Origin of the sequence: Streptomyces longispororuber, from assembly GCF_014656095.1 — a bacterium.
Lineage (GTDB): Bacteria > Actinomycetota > Actinomycetes > Streptomycetales > Streptomycetaceae > Streptomyces > Streptomyces longispororuber.
Genome location: NZ_BNBT01000034.1, coordinates 20,296 through 36,274, shown reverse-complemented (window position 1 = coordinate 36,274; position 15,979 = coordinate 20,296). Strand labels below are relative to the sequence as shown.

Sequence of the window (15,979 nt, the reverse complement as noted above, 5' to 3'; positions counted from 1 at the left end):
CCGCTCCTCCCGCACCTCATCGCGCTGCGCGCTCGTCCTCAAACGCCGGACGGGCTGACCCCCCTGACTGCCGTCCGTATGGTGCGCCGCACCTCCCGCACCTCATCGCGCTCCGCGCTCGTCCTCAAATGCCGGACAGGCTGGACCACCCCCACCGGCCGCCGTCGCCATCGCGCGCCACACCGCGCTCGTCCTCAAACGCCGGACGGGTCTTTCTTTGCCAGCCGTCGTCGTCTTCGTCTTACCCTCGGATCCATGACAGACCAGCAGCCCGCCAGGGGCCCCGCCCTTCGTCAGATCGACACCTACGACGCGCTCACGGCCGAGCAGGCGGACGCCGTGCTCGGGCTTCTCTTGGAGGCCGCCCGTACCGACGGGCAGCAGGCCGTGTCCGAGCAGGGGCGGTTGCAACTGCGGGGCGGGGCCCGGGACGGCGTACGGCATCTGCTGCTCACCGTCGGCGGGGAGCTCATCGGGTACGCGCAGCTCGAGGACACCGACCCCGTGGAGGCTCCGGCCGCCGAGCTCGTGGTGCGGCCCGGGCACCGGGGGCACGGCCACGGGCGCGCCCTGGGGACCGCGCTGCTCCACGAGTCCGGCAGGCGGCTGCGGGCGTGGGCGCACGGCGGGCACTCCGCCGCGCGGCACCTGGCGCAGGTGCTCGGGCTCACCCTGTTCCGCGAACTGCGCCAGATGCGGCGGCCGCTGGCCGACCTGGAGCTGCCCGAGCCGGTGCTGCCGCAGGGCGTCCGCGTCCGCGCCTTCGTCCCCGGCCAGGACGACGCGGCGTGGCTCGCGGTGAACGCCGAGGCGTTCGCGCACCACCCCGAGCAGGGCTCGCTGACCCAGCGCGACCTCGACGACCGCAAGGCGGAGCCGTGGTTCGACCCGGCAGGCTTCTTCCTCGCCGAGCGCGTGAGCGCCGACGGCGGCGCCGAACTGGTCGGCTTCCACTGGACCAAGGTGCACGCGGCCGAGCGGCTCGGCGAGGTGTACGTCCTCGGGGTGCGGCCGGGCGCCCAGGGCGGCGGGCTCGGCAAGGCGCTCACCGCGATCGGTCTGCGCCACCTGGCCGCCGCCGGGCTGCCCACGGCGATGCTGTACGTGGACGCGGACAACAAGGCGGCGGTGAGCGTGTACGAGCGGCTGGGCTTCACCACGCACGAGACGGACCTGATGTACCGCACGGAGTCCTGAGGAGCCTCGCCTCGAACGCCCCGGGGGGCGGTGTCACTTGACGCCGCCCCCTTCTTTGCATCACCCTTTCACTACTCAATTAGTGAAAGGGTGGTGCAAGGCAGTGGTCGAGTACCGCATCGACCGGCGCAGCGGCGTCGCCACGTACCTCCAGATCGTCCAGCAGACGCACCAGGCGCTGCGCCTCGGCCTGCTGGAGCCCGGCGACAAGCTCCCGACGGCCCGCGAGGTCGTCGAGGCCACCGCCATCAACCCGAACACGGTCCTGAAGGCGTACCGCGAGCTGGAGCGCGAAGGCCTGGTCGAGGCGCGGCGCGGCCTCGGCACGTTCGTGAGGGCCACCCTCGGCAGCGCGCCCGCCGACTCGCCGCTGCGCGGGGAGCTCGTGGACTGGGCCCGGCGTGCCCGTGCCGCGGGTCTGGAGCGCGAGGACGCGGCGGCCCTGTTCACCGCCGTCCTGGACGAGCAGTTCGCGTCGCGGGACATGACCACCCAGGGGGGATCCATATGACCGACACCGCCATCGAGGCGGCCGACCTCGACCTGTCCTACCGGCGCCGGGGCGCGCCCGCGCTGCGCGGCTGCTCCTTCCGGCTGCCCGCGGGGCGCGTGTGCGCCCTCGTCGGCCCGAACGGAGCGGGCAAGTCCACGCTCCTCGCGCTGGCCGCCGCGATCCTGCGCCCCACCCGCGGGCACCTCGCCGTCCTCGGCACCGACCCGGCCGCCGCCCGGCCCCGCGTCGCGTACGTCGCCCAGGACAAGCCGCTCTACCCGCAGCTCACCGTCGCCGAGACGCTGCGCCTGGGCGCCGAGCTGAACCCGGGCCGCTGGGACGCCGCCCGGGCCGGGCGCGTCCTCGCCGACGCCGGCGTGGACCCCCGGGCCCGCGTCCGCTCGCTCTCCGGCGGGCAGCGCACCCGGGTCGCGCTCGCCCTCGCGCTCGGCAAGCGCGCCGAACTGCTGCTGCTCGACGAGCCGATGGCCGACCTCGACCCGCTGGTCCGGCACCGGCTCATGGGCACCCTCATGGGCGAGGCCGCCGAGCACGGCACCACCGTCGTGATGTCCTCGCACATCGTGGGCGAGCTGGCCGACGTCTGCGACCACGTGCTGCTGCTGTCCGGCGGCCGCGTCCGCCTCGGCGGCGGCATCGACGACCTGACGCACGCCCACGCCCTGGTCACCGGCGCCCGCCCGCTGTCCGACCTCGACCGGCACACCGTCGTCGAGTCCCGCGCGGCAGGCCGCGGCCTGACCGCCCTCATCCGCCCCGAAGGCCCCCTCGACGCGGGCTGGCAGGTCGAGGAGCCGTCCCTGGAGGAGCTGTTGCTCGCCCATCTGCGCGCACCCGCCGTGCCCCCGCTGCTCACCCCGGGCACCACCGCGGCCCACCGGGGGGTGGCGGCGTGAGCACCCTGTCGTCCTTGACCCGCCCGCCCCGGACCGTGCTGCGGCTGCACCGGGCCACGCTGTGGGGCGCCCTCGCCTTCCTCGCGCTCATGACCGCGGGCACGGCCGCCCTGCGCCGGGGCCTGCCCGAGGACGGCGACGTCCCCGGCACCCTGTACTCCACGTACCTGGACTACGCGCCCGTCGCCCTGCTGGCGCTGCCCGCGCTGGTCGGCGCCTTCGTGGCGGGTCCGCTCGTCGGGCGCGAACTGGAGGGCGGCCAGCACCGGTTGGCCTGGGCCCAGTCCCGCACCCCGGCCCAGTGGCTCACCGCCCGGCTGGTCACCGGGGCGGGCCTCGCCGCGGCCGCCGCGCTCGCGCTCATGGGCGTCTTCCGGCTCGGGGCACCCCGCGGCTACACCGAGCTGATGTGGCCGGACCGGGGCACGTACGAGGCGATCGGCCCCGCCCTCGTCGCGTACTGCCTGCTCGCCGTCGCCGTCGGGGCGCTCACGGCGCTGGTCCTGCGCCGCACCCTGCTCGCCGTCGCCGTCACCGGCGCGCTCACCACCGCCGTCCTGTACGTCCTGGGCAGCCTGCGCTGGGACCTCGTCCCCCTGGACACCGCCACCGGCCGGGGTGACGGCTGGGGCCACCGCCCGGGGCTGCCGTTCGACGCCTTCTGGGTGAACCAGGGCGTCACCAACGCCGCCGGTGAGCGGTTCATCGAGCGGCACTGCGTGCCGGAGCGCCTGCCCGGCCACGGCTGCCCCGCCGACACCCGCGTCACCCAGTGGTTCGTGGACTTCCATCCCCGCTCCCACTTCTGGTACACCCAGCTCATCGAGTGCGGCATCGTCCTCGCCCTCGCGGCGGCGGCCGGCTGCGCCGCGTACGCGGTACTGCGCCGCCGTACGCCCTGATCCCGCGCGCCCGGTGGACGCCTGGGAGACGTCATGCGCACTCCCAGGCGTCATGTCGGCGTAACCCATGATTCAGACAGGCTTGCGACGCTCACGCAATGCAGCCGCCCCCCGTGCCCGACCCAGCGCCGGACCGAGCGCGCCCGAACGGCCGGGCCCGCCCCGCGCCCTCGTCCTCCGGCGCGCTTGCCGGGGGGCGTGCGCGGAAGAATGGATCCATGAGCGAGCCCACCGCGCAGACCGACCGCACGACGAGCCCTGACGCCGACGGCATCCGGCACGCCCAGCCCTCCGTCGGCTCCCTCGCCGCACACCGCCCGCACACCGTCGCGGCCACCGTCTCCGACCTGGACCCGGACCTCGACGCCGACCTCGACGGGTACGACGAGGACGCCGCGTCCGGGTACGACGGCGCCGCGCTGCCGCAGGGCCGGTTCCTGGACCGGGAGCGGAGCTGGCTCGCCTTCAACGAGCGCGTCCTGGAGCTCGCCGAGGACCCGGACACCCCGCTCCTGGAGCGGGCCAACTTCCTCGCGATCTTCGCCTCGAACCTCGACGAGTTCTTCATGGTGCGCGTCGCCGGCCTCAAGCGCCGCATCGCCACCGGCGTCGCCACCCGCTCCGCCTCCGGGCTCCAGCCCCGCGAGGTCCTGGAGCTGATCTGGACCCGCTCGCGCGAGCTGATGGCCCGGCACGCCGCCTGCTACCAGGAAGAGGTCGCCCCGGCCCTCGCCGACGAGGGCATCCACGTGGTGCGCTGGCACGAGCTGACCGACAAGGAGCAGTCCCGGCTCTACACGCTGTTCATGCAGCGCATCTTCCCGGTGCTCACCCCGCTCGCCGTGGACCCCGCGCACCCCTTCCCGTACATCTCGGGCCTCTCCCTGAACCTGGCCGTCGTCATCGAGAACCCGGTCAGCGGCCACGAGCACTTCGCCCGCGTCAAGGTCCCGCCGCTCCTGTCCCGCTTCCTGGAGGCCTCGCCGCAGCGGTACGTCCCCATCGAGGACGTCATCGCCGCGCCCAAGCACCTCCAGGAGCTGTTCCCGGGGATGAACATCAAGGAGCACCACATGTTCCGGCTCACCCGGAACGAGGACCTGGAGGTCGAGGAGGACGACGCGGAGAACCTCCTCAAGGCGCTGGAGAAGGAGCTCATGCGCCGCCGCTTCGGGCCGCCGGTGCGCCTGGAGGTCGAGGAGTCCATCGACGACAAGGTCCTCAACCTGCTGATGCGGGAGCTGAAGGTCAGCGAGTCCGAGGTGCACCCGCTGCCCGGCCCGCTCGACCTCACCGGCCTGTTCGCCATCGCGGGCCTGGACCGGCCCGAGCTGAAGTACCCCAAGTACGTCGCGGGCACCCACCGCGACCTCGCCGAGGTCGAGTCGGCGTCCGCGCCCGACATCTTCGCCGCCCTGCGCGGCGGCCACGACGTGCTGCTGCACCACCCGTACGACTCGTTCTCCACGTCCGTGCAGCTCTTCCTGGAGCAGGCCGCCGCCGACGAGAACGTGCTGGCCATCAAGCAGACGCTGTACCGCACCTCCGGCGACTCCCCGATAGTCGACGCGCTCATCGACGCCGCCGAGTCCGGCAAGCAGGTCCTCGTCCTGGTCGAGCTGAAGGCCCGCTTCGACGAGCAGGCCAACATCAAGTGGGCCCGCAAGCTGGAGGAGGCGGGCTGCCACGTCGTGTACGGCCTCGTCGGCCTCAAGACCCACTGCAAGCTGTCGCTCGTCGTCCGCCAGGAGGGCGACCAGCTCGTGCGCTACTCCCACGTGGGCACCGGCAACTACCACCCCAAGACCGCCCGCCTGTACGAGGACCTCGGCCTGCTCACCGCGAACCAGGAAGTCGGCGCGGACCTCTCCGACCTGTTCAACCGCCTGTCGGGCTACTCGCGGCGCGAGACCTACCGCCGCCTGCTCGTGGCCCCCCGCTCCCTGCGCGACGGCCTGACAGCCCGCGTCGACCGGGAGATACAGCACCACCGCGCGGGCCGCCCCGCCTACGTCCGCATCAAGGTCAACTCGATCGTCGACGAGGCCGTCATCGACGCGCTGTACCGCGCCTCGCAGGCGGGCGTCACCGTGGACGTGTGGGTGCGCGGCATCTGCGCCGTCCGGCCCGGCGTCGCCGGGCTCTCGGAGAACATACGCGTGCGGTCCGTGCTCGGCCGCTTCCTGGAGCACTCCCGGATCTTCGCCTTCTGCAACGGCGGCGAGCCGGAGGTGTGGATCGGTAGCGCCGACATGATGCACCGCAACCTCGACCGCCGCATCGAGGCGCTGGTCAAGGTGACGGCCCCGGCCCACCGGGCGACCCTCGGGCGGCTCCTGGAGACCGGCATGTCGGACACCACGGCCTCGTGGCACCTGGGGGCGGACGGCAACTGGACGCGGCACGCCACCGACCCGGACGGCCAGCCCCTGCGGAACGTACAGGAGATGCTCATAGACGCCCGGAGGCGCCGGCGTGGCACAGCAACACCATGAGATGACGGCGGGCGAGGCCCTGTCGGTCTACCTGCAGGACCAGGCGACCGCCTTCCTCCGCTCGCTGCGGCTGCACCGCGAGGCCTCCACGGACGCGCAGGGGGCCGAGGAGTCGCTGGCGGCGGCCCGCTCGCTGCGGCACGCGGCGCGCCGCATCGGCGCCACGCTGCACACCTTCCGCCCCCTCCTGGACCAGGAGTGGACGGAGGAGCTCCGGCCCGAGCTGGCCTGGCTCTCCGGGACCCTGGCCCGCGAGCACGCGTACGCGGCCCGGCTCGACCGGCTCCTCGGCGCCCTGCACCGCCTCTCCACCCCGGCCCCGGTCCCGGCCCCGGCCGACGCGCCCGCCGTAGCGGCCGGGTCCGCGGCGGGCAGCCGGCCCGCAGGGCGGGAGAGGTGGCCGCGGCCCACGGCGCCGCGCGCCGGCGACACCAGGGCCGGACAGGGGGTCAAGAAGCCCGCGGGGCACCTGGCCGTGGGCGCCGCCAAGGCCGCCGCCCTCCTGGAGCGGCAGCTCACCCTGGCCCGCACCCGGGCCCACTCCGCGGCCCTCCAGGCCTTCGGCTCCTCCCGCTTCCACGCCGTCGCCGACACCGTCGCCGTCCTGGCCAGCGAGGTCCCCCTCCACCCGGCCCGGGACACCGACCTGAAGCCGCTCGCCGCCGCGGCGGAGGCCCAGCTCGCGGAGGCCGTCGCGGCGCTGCCACTGCTGCGCGCGGGCCACCCGTACAACGCCGAGGCCCTCGTCCACGGCCTGGCCGCCGACACCGCCCCGGAGGCCCAGGACGCGCCCTGGCTGAAGGTCCGCTCCCTGCTGCGCCTGCACCGCTACGCCCAGGAGGTCCTGCACGGCGACGCCCCGCGCGACCCTCGCATCGGCCAGGCGAGCCAGGCCCTGGACCTGCACCGGGAGGCGGCGGACGCGGCGACGGCGGCGGCCGCGGCCGCGCGGACGCCCCGCATCGCCCCGGCCACCGCGTACGCGCTCGGCGTCCTGCACGCCGACCAGCGCCACGAGGTGGAGGCGGCGCGGTTCACGTTCCAGCAGGCCTGGCTACGGGAGGCGGTCACCGCCCCGTGACCCGGAAGGAGGCCCGGTGACGACGACCCTGCCCGAGCCGGTCCTGGCTGCGGGCTGCGTCCTGTGGCGCCGCTCCACCGCCCCGGGCGGCCTGGAGCTGTGCCTGGTGCACCGGCCCAAGTACGACGACTGGTCCTGGCCGAAGGGCAAGCTCCAGCCGGGCGAGTCGCTCCTGGCGTGCGCCCTGCGCGAGGTCGAGGAGGAGACGGGCCACCGCTGCGTGCCCGGCCCCGCGCTGCCCACGGTCCACTACCTCAGCAACGGCCGCCCCAAGGAGGTCCACTACTGGGCCGCCGAGTCCGCGGGCGGCCATTTCACGCCAAGCTCCGAGGTCGACCGCGTGCGCTGGCTCCCGCCCGACGAGGCCCGCGCCCGCCTCACCCGGCTCCGCGACAGCGATCTGGTGCCGGTCCTCCTGGACGCCCTGCGCGGCGCCGGGGCGCTCTGAGCCCGCCGGGGCGCGCCCCCGCGGCGGGGGGCCGGGCGGGCGCGCCGGGCGGGCGCCGCCCCCTTCCCCCGGCCTCACGCGTGCACACGCGCACGGGACGCCCCACGCGCCCCGCCGGACGCCTGCCCCCAGCTCACGGCACCCCCGCGCGGCCCCGGCGACGCCGGCCCCGACACGCTCTCGGCGCACGCTCCCGGCGCGAAATTATCGGTGTGCGCCCCACGAACCCTTCACGCGCCCGTCGCCGTAATCAGCCCGTGACCTCACCACAAAGTCCGCGTAGGTTCACCGCTCGTTCATGTTCGGCCATCAGCCGCTTCACCTGTTCTGCCTAATTTCGGCCTTACGTGATGCGCGGCGCGACCGCCCGGGCCGTCCCCGCACCGCGTGTCGAGAACCATCGGCCGCCATGGCCACCCGAACCACTTCGCACGCCGCCACGACGGGCCGGCAACGGCCGGCGGCTCCCGGAAGGAACTCCCGAAAGTGAAGCTTCAGCGCATGAACCGGCGGGCCCTCACCCTCGGTGCTCTCGCCGTCTCCGGCGCCCTGGCCCTCACGGCGTGCGGCTCGGACGACACCGGCGACAGCAACGGCGGCGAGAAGACCACCGCCAACAGCAAGATCGACTGCGAGGGCGCCAAGGGCCAGCTCATGGCCTCCGGCTCGTCCGCGCAGAAGGGCGCGATCGACGCCTGGGTCAAGCAGTACCGCGCGGCCTGCAAGGACGTGCAGCTCCAGTACAAGCCGGACGGCTCGGGCGCCGGCATCACCTCCTTCCTCCAGGGCCAGACCGCCTTCGCGGGCTCCGACTCGGCCCTGAAGCCGGACGAGATCGCCGAGTCGAAGAAGGTCTGCAAGGACAGCCAGGCCATCGACCTGCCGATGGTCGGCGGCCCGATCGCGGTCGGCTACAACGTCCCGGGCGTCGACAGCCTGGTCCTGGACGCCAAGACCATCGCCGAGATCTTCAACGGCAAGATCAAGACCTGGGACGACAAGGCGATCAAGAAGCTCAACCCCAAGGCCGACCTGCCCGGCACCAAGATCCAGGCCTTCCACCGCTCCGACGAGTCCGGCACCACGGACAACTTCACCAAGTACCTCAAGGGCGCCGCCCCCTCCGCCTGGCCGCACGAGCCGGGCAAGAGCTGGGCCGCCAAGGGCGGTCAGTCCGCGAACGGCTCCTCCGGCGTCGCCCAGCAGGTGAAGCAGACCGAGGGCGCCATCTCCTACATGGAGCTGTCGTACGCCAAGGAGGGCATCAAGACCGTCGACATCAAGACCGACGCCAAGACGCCGGTCAAGGCCACCGTCGACAACGCCTCCAAGGCCATCGCCGAGGCCAAGGTCGTCGGCCAGGGCAAGGACCTCGCCATGGAGCTGAACTACAAGCCCGCGGCCGAGGGCGCCTACCCGATCATCCTGGTCACGTACGAGATCGTCTGCGAGAAGAACAACAAGAAGGACACCCTCGCCACCACGAAGTCCTTCCTGAACTACATCGCCTCCGAGGACGGCCAGGCCCTCCTCAAGGACGAGTCCTACGCCCCGATGCCCACCGAGATCATCACCAAGGTCCGCGACACCATCAAGGGCCTGAGCTGAACCTGAGCGCGGCCCGCCACCCCGGCGGGCCGCGCCGTCCGGTGCACCGCCGCCTGGAGCCGCACGCGCCGACCGCACGGCCGGCTCCGCAGACCGGAGAACCCCATGGACATACCCACCGACACGCCACCGCCGCCCTCGCACGTCGAGGACGCCAAGCCCACGACCCCCGAGCAGAAGCGCGCCGCACGCGGTGCCACCCGCCCGGGTGACCGGATCTTCCTCGGCCTCTCCCGGGGCTCCGGGATCGTCCTGCTGCTGATCATGGCCGCCGTCGCGGCCTTCCTCGCCTACCGCGCCTCCGTCGCGCTCGCGGACAACGAGGGCAACTTCCTCACCACCTTCGAGTGGGACCCCGCCGGTGTCGCCCATGACGGCAAGCCCTACTTCGGCATCGCCGTGCTTGTCTTCGGCACCATCGTGAGCTCGATCATCGCGCTGGCCATCGCCGTGCCCGTGGCCATCGGCATCGCGCTGTTCATCTCGCACTACGCGCCGCGCAAGCTGGCCGCCCCCATCGCCTACGTGATCGACCTGCTGGCCGCCGTGCCCTCGATCGTCTACGGCCTGTGGGGCGCCCTCGTGGTCGCCCCGAACCTCACCGGCCTCTATAGCTGGCTCGACGACTACTTCGGCTGGACCGGCGTCTTCGAGTACGAGGGCGGCGCCCCGCGCTCCCTGATGACCGTCGGCATCCTGCTCGCGATCATGATCCTGCCGATCATCACGAACGTGAGCCGCGAGGTCTTCCTCCAGGTCCCGAAGATGCACGAGGAGGCCGCGCTGGCCCTCGGCGCCACGCGCTGGGAGGTCATCCGCATGTCGGTGCTCCCGTTCGGCCGCTCCGGCATCATCTCCGCCTCGATGCTGGGCCTCGGCCGTGCGCTCGGCGAGACCATCGCCGTGGCCACCGTGCTCTCCCCCAACTTCGTCATCAACGCGTCCGTGCTCGACTACGGCGGCGGCACCTTCGCGCAGAACATCGCCAGCAAGTTCAGTGAGGCCAGCGAGTACGGCCGCGACGCCCTCATCGCCTCCGGCCTCGTCCTGTTCGTCATCACCCTGCTGGTCAACGGCGCGGCCCGGCTGATCATCGCCCGCCGCAAGGAGTACTCGGGGGCCAACGCATGAGCACCGTCACCATCAAGCCCGGCGGCGGGCACGACACCACCCCGCTGAAGGCCGCCCGCCTGCCGCGCTGGACGCCGTACGCCGTGGCCGCAGGGTCCCTCGCCGTCGCGGTCGGCATCGGCCTGGCGGCGGGCCTCGAGTCGCGCATGCAGTGGGGACTGATCGCGGCGGTGCTCTTCGTCGCCGTCAGCTACGCCCTCGCCGCCCGGGTCGAAGGCACCCGCCAGGCCAAGGACCGCCTCGCCACCTCCCTGGTGTGGGTGATGTTCCTGCTGGCCGTGGTGCCGCTGGCCTCGCTGATCTACGAGACCGTCGAGCGCGGCGTGAAGGTCTTCGACGGCTACTTCCTGAGCCACTCCATGGGTGTCGTCGCCGACGACGAGCCCGGCGGCGGCATCTACCACGCCATCATCGGCACCCTGGAGCAGGTCGGCCTCGCCTGCGTGATCGCCGTGCCGATCGGCCTGCTCACCGCGATCTACCTGGTCGAGTACGGCCGGGGCAAGCTCGCCAAGACCGTCACCTTCTTCGTCGACGTCATGACGGGCATCCCGTCGATCGTCGCCGGTCTGTTCGTCCTCAGCTTCTGGATCCTGATCCTGGGCTTCGACTCCTCCGGCTGGGCCGGCGCCATGGCGCTGTCCATCCTGATGATGCCGGTGGTCGTGCGCTCCACCGAGGAGATGCTGAAGCTCGTCCCGAACGAACTGCGCGAGGCCTCCCTCGCCCTCGGCGTGCCCAAGTGGCGCACCATCCTGAAGGTGGTCCTGCCCACCGCGATCGGCGGCATCACCACCGGCGTCATGCTGGCCGTCGCCCGCATCGCCGGCGAGACCGCGCCCGTGCTGCTCCTGGTCTGGGTCAACCCCTTCATCAACACGAACCCGTTCGACGGCCCCCAGGGCTCGCTGCCGCTGTACATCTACCAGCAGTACCAGTCCGGTACGCAGGCCGGTTACGACCGCGCCTGGGCGGCGGCGCTCGCCCTGATCTCCTTCATCATGATCCTCAACCTCGTGGCCCGTGGCATCGCCCGCTGGAAGGCCCCGAAGACCGGTCGCTGAGGCGACATCATTCGGCTCCGCCGAGTGGGGCCGCCAGCGACCAACAGCCAGACTTCCCGAAAGCAGTGATCCCCATGGCCAAGCGAATCGACGTCTCGGGCCTCAACGCCTTCTACGGCTCCCACAAGGCCATCGAAGACATCTCCATGACGGTCGAGCCCCGCTCGGTGACGGCCTTCATCGGCCCCTCCGGCTGCGGCAAGTCCACCTTCCTGCGCACCCTGAACCGCATGCACGAGGTCACCCCCGGCGGCCGCGTCGAGGGCAAGGTCCTCCTCGACGGCGACGACCTGTACGGCTCGGGCGTCGACCCCGTGAACGTGCGCCGCACCATCGGCATGGTCTTCCAGCGCCCCAACCCCTTCCCCACGATGTCGATCTTCGACAACGTGGCCGCGGGCCTGAAGCTCAACGGCTCCTACAAGAAGTCCGAGCTCAACGACGTCGTCGAGAAGTCCCTCAAGGGCGCCAACCTCTGGAACGAGGTCAAGGACCGCCTGAACAAGCCCGGCTCCGGCCTCTCCGGCGGCCAGCAGCAGCGCCTGTGCATCGCCCGCGCCATCGCCGTGGAGCCCCAGGTGCTGCTCATGGACGAGCCCTGCTCGGCCCTGGACCCGATCTCCACCCTGGCCATCGAGGACCTGATCGGCGAGCTGAAGGAGCGCTTCACGATCGTCATCGTGACGCACAACATGCAGCAGGCCGCCCGCGTCTCGGACCGCACGGCGTTCTTCAACCTCGCCGCCGTCGGCCAGCCCGGCAAGCTCATCGAGATCGACGAGACGGAGCGCATCTTCTCCAACCCGTCGGTCCAGGCCACCGAGGACTACATCTCCGGCCGCTTCGGCTGAGCCGCCCCCGACTCCCCGCGGTGCTGCATGGCGGTGCCACCGCAGGGGATGAAACGGGCCCGCCCCCTGGCTCCCGGGGGGCGGGCCCGTCCCCGTGCGCCCTGCGGGCACCGCGCCCGCGCGTCACCCACGTCGTCCTCGTCGGCGCCTCCGGGGAGTCCGCCACCACCGCGGACACGAAAGTGCCCCCGGCCCGGATCGTCGACCGATCCGGACCGGGGGCACTCGCCTGCCGCAGGGGCGCGCCTCACAGGAAGGCGAGGTTGACCACCCAGAAGCTCAGCGCGGCGACCACGGCCGCCGCGGGCATCGTGATGAACCAGCCGAGGATGATGTTCTTGGCGACGCCCCACCGCACGGCGTTCACCCGCTTGGTCGCCCCCACACCCATGATCGCCGAGGTGATCACATGAGTCGTGGAGATCGGCGCGTGGAACATGAAGGCGGTGGTGAACATGATCCCCGCGCCCGTGGTCTCCGCCGCGAAGCCCTGCGGCGGGTCCAGCTCGATGATCTTCCGGCCGAGCGTGCGCATGATGCGCCAGCCGCCGGCGTACGTACCGAGCGAGAGCATCACCGCGCAGGCGATCTTCACCCACACCGGGATGGGGTCGCCCGCGTCCTCGACATCGGCGATGACCAGGGCCATCACCACGATGCCCATGGTCTTCTGCGCGTCCTGGAGGCCGTGGCCGAGGGCCATGCCCGCGGCCGACACGGTCTGCGCGATCCGGAAGCCCCGCTTCGCCTTGTGCGGGTTGGACTTGCGGAACAGCCACATGATCCCGCACATCACCAGATAGCCGACCAGGAGGCCGACCACGGGCGAGACGAACATGGGGATGACGATCTTCTCGACGACACCGGACCAGATGACGTCGATGCCCCCGGCGAGCGCGGCCCCCACGAGCCCGCCGAACAGCGCGTGCGAGGACGACGACGGCAGCCCGAAGTACCAGGTGACGAGGTTCCACACGATCGCGCCGACGAGGCCGGCGAAGAGGATCCACATCCCCTTCGTGCCGTGCGGCGTCTCGATCAGCCCCTCGCTGACGGTCTTGGCGATGCCGCTGCCGAGGAAGGCCCCGGCCAGGTTCATCACCGCGGCCATGGCGAGCGCCGCACGGGGCGTCAGGGCACGGGTGGAGACGGACGTGGCGATGGCGTTCGCGGAATCGTGAAAGCCGTTCGTATACGTAAATCCGAGCGCGACCGCAATGGTCACGACCAGCGCGAAGGTGTCCATGGCGGGGCCTCAGGACTCCTTGACCGCGATGGTCTCCACGGTGTTGGCGACGTGCTCGAACGCGTCGGCCGCCTCCTCCAGCACGTCGACGATCTGCTTGAGCTTCAGCACCTCGATGGCGTCGTACTTGCCGTTGAACAGGTGCGCGAGCAGCTTGCGGTGGATCTGGTCGGCCTGGTTCTCCAGACGGTTGACCTCGATCCAGTATTCGGTGAGGTTGTCCATGGTGCGCAGGTGCGGCATGGCCTCGGCCGTCAGCTCGGCGGCCCGGGCCAGGACCTCGATCTGCTGTTCGACGCCCTTGGGGAGCTCCTCGACCTGGTACAGGACGACCAGGTCGACGGCCTCCTCCATGAAGTCCATGATGTCGTCGAGCGAGGACGCGAGGGAGTAGATGTCCTCGCGGTCGAACGGCGTGATGAACGAGGAGTTCAACTGGTGGAAGATCGCATGCGTCGCGTCGTCCCCCGCGTGTTCCGCGGCCCGCATACGCTCTGCGATCTCGGCTCGGGCCGAGGCGTCGGCCCCGAGCAGTTCCATCAGGAGCTTGGAGCCTGTGACGATGTTGTCCGCGGATGCCGCGAACATGTCGTAGAAGCTCGTCTCCCTGGGGGTCAGACGAAATCGCACGTGGGGTCCTCGGGGTGCTTTGGATGCGGACAGGCTGATGCTAGGCGCATCATCCGGCCACGGCTAACCGGCCAGACCCCAGTGTCGCCCATCAGGCACAGTGATCAGCACACCACCCGAGAAATCCGGTACCCTATACCCACCAGGGGTATGCACAGGAGGACGCGATGACGACCACAGAGACGGCCGGTACGGCCACGACCACACAAGCGCCCTCCGCCACCGAGCAGACGGCCGCCGACGACGCCGGGCACCGGACGCACGGGTACCACCACCAGAAGGACGAACACCTCAAGCGCCTGCGCCGCATCGAGGGCCAGATCCGCGGCCTCCAGCGCATGGTCGAGGAGGACGTCTACTGCATCGACATACTCACCCAGGTCTCGGCGGGCACGAAGGCGCTGCAGTCCTTCGCCCTCCAACTCCTGGAGGAGCACCTGCGGCACTGCGTCGCCGACGCGGCGGTCAAGGGGGGCGACGAGATCGACGCGAAGGTCGAGGAGGCGACGAAGGCCATCGCCCGGATGCTCCGCACCTGACCCTTTTCGACCGGGCCTGCCGTTGCCCCTCTTCGGCCTGATCCCGACCCTCTTCGGCCGGGTCCGGCTGTCCTCGCCCGTCCGCTCCCCCCGTCCGGGCCGGGCCCGGCACCACCGGGCGCGGCCTCGCGGAAGCTAGGCTTCCGCGCCCCCGCCCGTGCCCCCGCCCGCGCCGGCGCCGTCCCTTCGCTGTCCGTCCAGGACCCCTTGCTGCCCGTCGGAGACCCGAAGCACCTCGTCGATCCGGTCAGCACTGAGCCGCTCACCGCGCGCGGCCGACGCCGCGATGATCAGTTCGCCGCACAGCTCGATCTCGGCGAGGGCAACGTGGTCCTGAACCGCCGCGCCGCGCACCGGAACCACGTTCACCACCTCTTCCTGACCACGGTTTGTGTGCCGGTACCGGTTTCCTAGGGTAGGGAGCGCCCCGCGTACCGCGCATGGCACGGACGGACCATATTGCGACTAGCGCGCGGCGATCTTCCCGGTGTAGATGTCCCGCTCCGCGGGCAGCCGCACCCGCACCGGCGCCCCGAAGGCATACAGCGACGTCGTGGACGCCACCTGCCCGTTGGCCACGTCGAACCGGTGCCGGAGCTTGCGCAGCCGCCCCTCCTCGTCGACGTACGCGTCGAAGGGGACCCCGCCCCTGCTGAACCCTTTCCCCGCCGCCGCCCGCAGCGCGTCCCGGTACGGCGCGGACGCCACCGCCGCGGCCCGGCCGAGTTCGGCCACGCCCCGGTAGTGCCGCACGGCGGCCCCGCCGGCCCGGGTCTCGCCCACGTACGTCACCTCGCGCGCGCCGCGCAGCAGTTCGGCGGCGACGAGCGGGTCGGTCGCGCCGCCCGTGACGAGGTTCCCGTCGGGCAGGGACGACGTCTCGACCCGCACCCACTTGTCGGCCGGCACCCCGGCGCCGCGGTTCTTCATGTACAGGTCCCCGCCCGTCATCAGCTCCGTGACGGGGGGCTTGCGTCCGCCGCCCGCCGCCGGGTCCTGCGGCAGCACGACGTCGAACTGCCCCTGCCGCCGCCGGAAGTCGTACGCCCCGTGGCCGCGGATGGTCACGCGGGTCCCGCCGCTGGCCATCTCCATGGTCGTACGCGCCCGGGAACTGCCCGCGCGCACCAGTGAGTCGGCGGCGTCCCGCACCCGTGTGGCCGGGTCGTCGCTGGCTGCGGCGCCACCGCCCGCACAGCCCGTGGTGAGGGTGATCAGCCCCAGTGCCGCGGCCGCGGCGGCCACCGTGCCCGTGTGCCTGCCCTGCTGCCCCATCGCTCTGCCGACCCCCAGCCTCTCCACGCGTCAACCGGCGCCGAACCGCGTCGAGCCGTGTCAAACCGGCTCGACTCCCGTGTTCCGGATAACGACCGGTAC

The 15,979-nt window shown here is 72.0% G+C and carries 16 protein-coding genes; 12 read left to right on the top strand and 4 right to left on the bottom strand.

The genetic code is table 11. From position 1 onward, the window contains the following. Positions 1 to 255: 255 nt before the first annotated feature. From mshD to pstB, 11 genes are all read left to right on the top strand, one after another. A complete protein-coding gene (gene mshD, locus IE330_RS13855) occupies positions 256 to 1,197 on the top strand; it encodes a mycothiol synthase (RefSeq protein WP_190136269.1) in 942 nt (313 codons plus the stop codon). A 103-nt stretch (positions 1,198 to 1,300) separates the two neighbouring features. After that, entirely contained in the window at positions 1,301 to 1,708 is a 408-nt protein-coding gene (locus tag IE330_RS13850) for a GntR family transcriptional regulator (RefSeq protein ID WP_190136268.1), read from the top strand. Then, a complete protein-coding gene (locus IE330_RS13845) occupies positions 1,705 to 2,607 on the top strand; it encodes an ABC transporter ATP-binding protein (protein WP_190136267.1) in 903 nt (300 codons plus the stop codon). Before IE330_RS13850 ends, IE330_RS13845 begins: the two co-directional genes overlap by 4 nt. Positions 2,608 to 2,621: 14 nt before the next feature. Next, entirely contained in the window at positions 2,622 to 3,509 is an 888-nt protein-coding gene (locus IE330_RS13840) for an ABC-2 membrane transporter-related protein (RefSeq protein WP_190136266.1), read from the top strand. A 218-nt stretch (positions 3,510 to 3,727) separates the two neighbouring features. Continuing rightward, on the top strand, positions 3,728 to 6,004 hold the full coding sequence (locus IE330_RS13835) for an RNA degradosome polyphosphate kinase (protein WP_190136265.1): 2,277 nt from the start codon (positions 3,728 to 3,730) through the stop codon (positions 6,002 to 6,004). Beyond that, complete coding sequence (locus IE330_RS13830) at positions 5,985 to 7,085, top strand: CHAD domain-containing protein (protein WP_373314642.1); 1,101 nt, start codon at positions 5,985 to 5,987, stop codon at positions 7,083 to 7,085. Before IE330_RS13835 ends, IE330_RS13830 begins: the two co-directional genes overlap by 20 nt. Before the next feature lie 16 nt (positions 7,086 to 7,101). Beyond that, the gene (locus IE330_RS13825; protein WP_190136264.1) at positions 7,102 to 7,533 is read left to right on the top strand and encodes an NUDIX hydrolase; all 432 of its coding nucleotides are present in this window, start codon (positions 7,102 to 7,104) and stop codon (positions 7,531 to 7,533) included. Between the two features lie 486 nt (positions 7,534 to 8,019). Next, positions 8,020 to 9,141 (top strand): phosphate ABC transporter substrate-binding protein PstS, encoded by a 1,122-nt coding sequence (gene pstS, locus IE330_RS13820; RefSeq protein ID WP_190136263.1) that lies wholly within the window; start codon positions 8,020 to 8,022, stop codon positions 9,139 to 9,141. A gap of 105 nt (positions 9,142 to 9,246) precedes the next feature. After that, entirely contained in the window at positions 9,247 to 10,272 is a 1,026-nt protein-coding gene (gene pstC / locus IE330_RS13815) for a phosphate ABC transporter permease subunit PstC (protein WP_190136262.1), read from the top strand. Further along, positions 10,269 to 11,336: a phosphate ABC transporter permease PstA gene (pstA, locus tag IE330_RS13810; protein ID WP_190136261.1), complete on the top strand. Its 1,068-nt coding sequence runs from the start codon at positions 10,269 to 10,271 to the stop codon at positions 11,334 to 11,336. The genes pstC and pstA overlap by 4 nt, the downstream gene beginning before the upstream one ends. Positions 11,337 to 11,410: 74 nt before the next feature. Next, a complete protein-coding gene (pstB, locus tag IE330_RS13805) occupies positions 11,411 to 12,187 on the top strand; it encodes a phosphate ABC transporter ATP-binding protein PstB (RefSeq protein WP_190136260.1) in 777 nt (258 codons plus the stop codon). A 247-nt stretch (positions 12,188 to 12,434) separates the two neighbouring features. On the opposite strand, the gene IE330_RS13800 is transcribed toward pstB, so the two are convergent. Beyond that, positions 12,435 to 13,433 carry an inorganic phosphate transporter gene (locus IE330_RS13800; RefSeq protein ID WP_190136259.1) on the bottom strand — a complete coding sequence of 333 codons (999 nt, stop codon included), beginning with the start codon at positions 13,431 to 13,433 and terminating at the stop codon, positions 12,435 to 12,437. A gap of 9 nt (positions 13,434 to 13,442) precedes the next feature. Continuing rightward, the gene (locus IE330_RS13795; protein ID WP_016644813.1) at positions 13,443 to 14,063 is read right to left on the bottom strand and encodes a DUF47 domain-containing protein; all 621 of its coding nucleotides are present in this window, start codon (positions 14,061 to 14,063) and stop codon (positions 13,443 to 13,445) included. A 167-nt stretch (positions 14,064 to 14,230) separates the two neighbouring features. Between IE330_RS13795 and IE330_RS13790 the strand changes: the two genes are divergently transcribed. Beyond that, complete coding sequence (locus tag IE330_RS13790) at positions 14,231 to 14,602, top strand: metal-sensitive transcriptional regulator (protein WP_190136258.1); 372 nt, start codon at positions 14,231 to 14,233, stop codon at positions 14,600 to 14,602. 135 nt (positions 14,603 to 14,737) lie between these two features. Here IE330_RS13790 and IE330_RS13785 read toward each other — a convergent pair whose 3' ends face one another. Both IE330_RS13785 and IE330_RS13780 read right to left on the bottom strand, forming a co-directional pair. Then, positions 14,738 to 14,974, bottom strand: a complete 237-nt coding sequence (locus IE330_RS13785; protein ID WP_190136257.1) for a hypothetical protein — start codon at positions 14,972 to 14,974, stop codon at positions 14,738 to 14,740. 93 nt (positions 14,975 to 15,067) lie between these two features. Then, positions 15,068 to 15,877, bottom strand: coding sequence for an SCO4651 family lipoprotein (locus IE330_RS13780; RefSeq protein WP_190136297.1), 810 nt, complete (start codon positions 15,875 to 15,877; stop codon positions 15,068 to 15,070). Positions 15,878 to 15,979 lie beyond the last annotated feature (102 nt).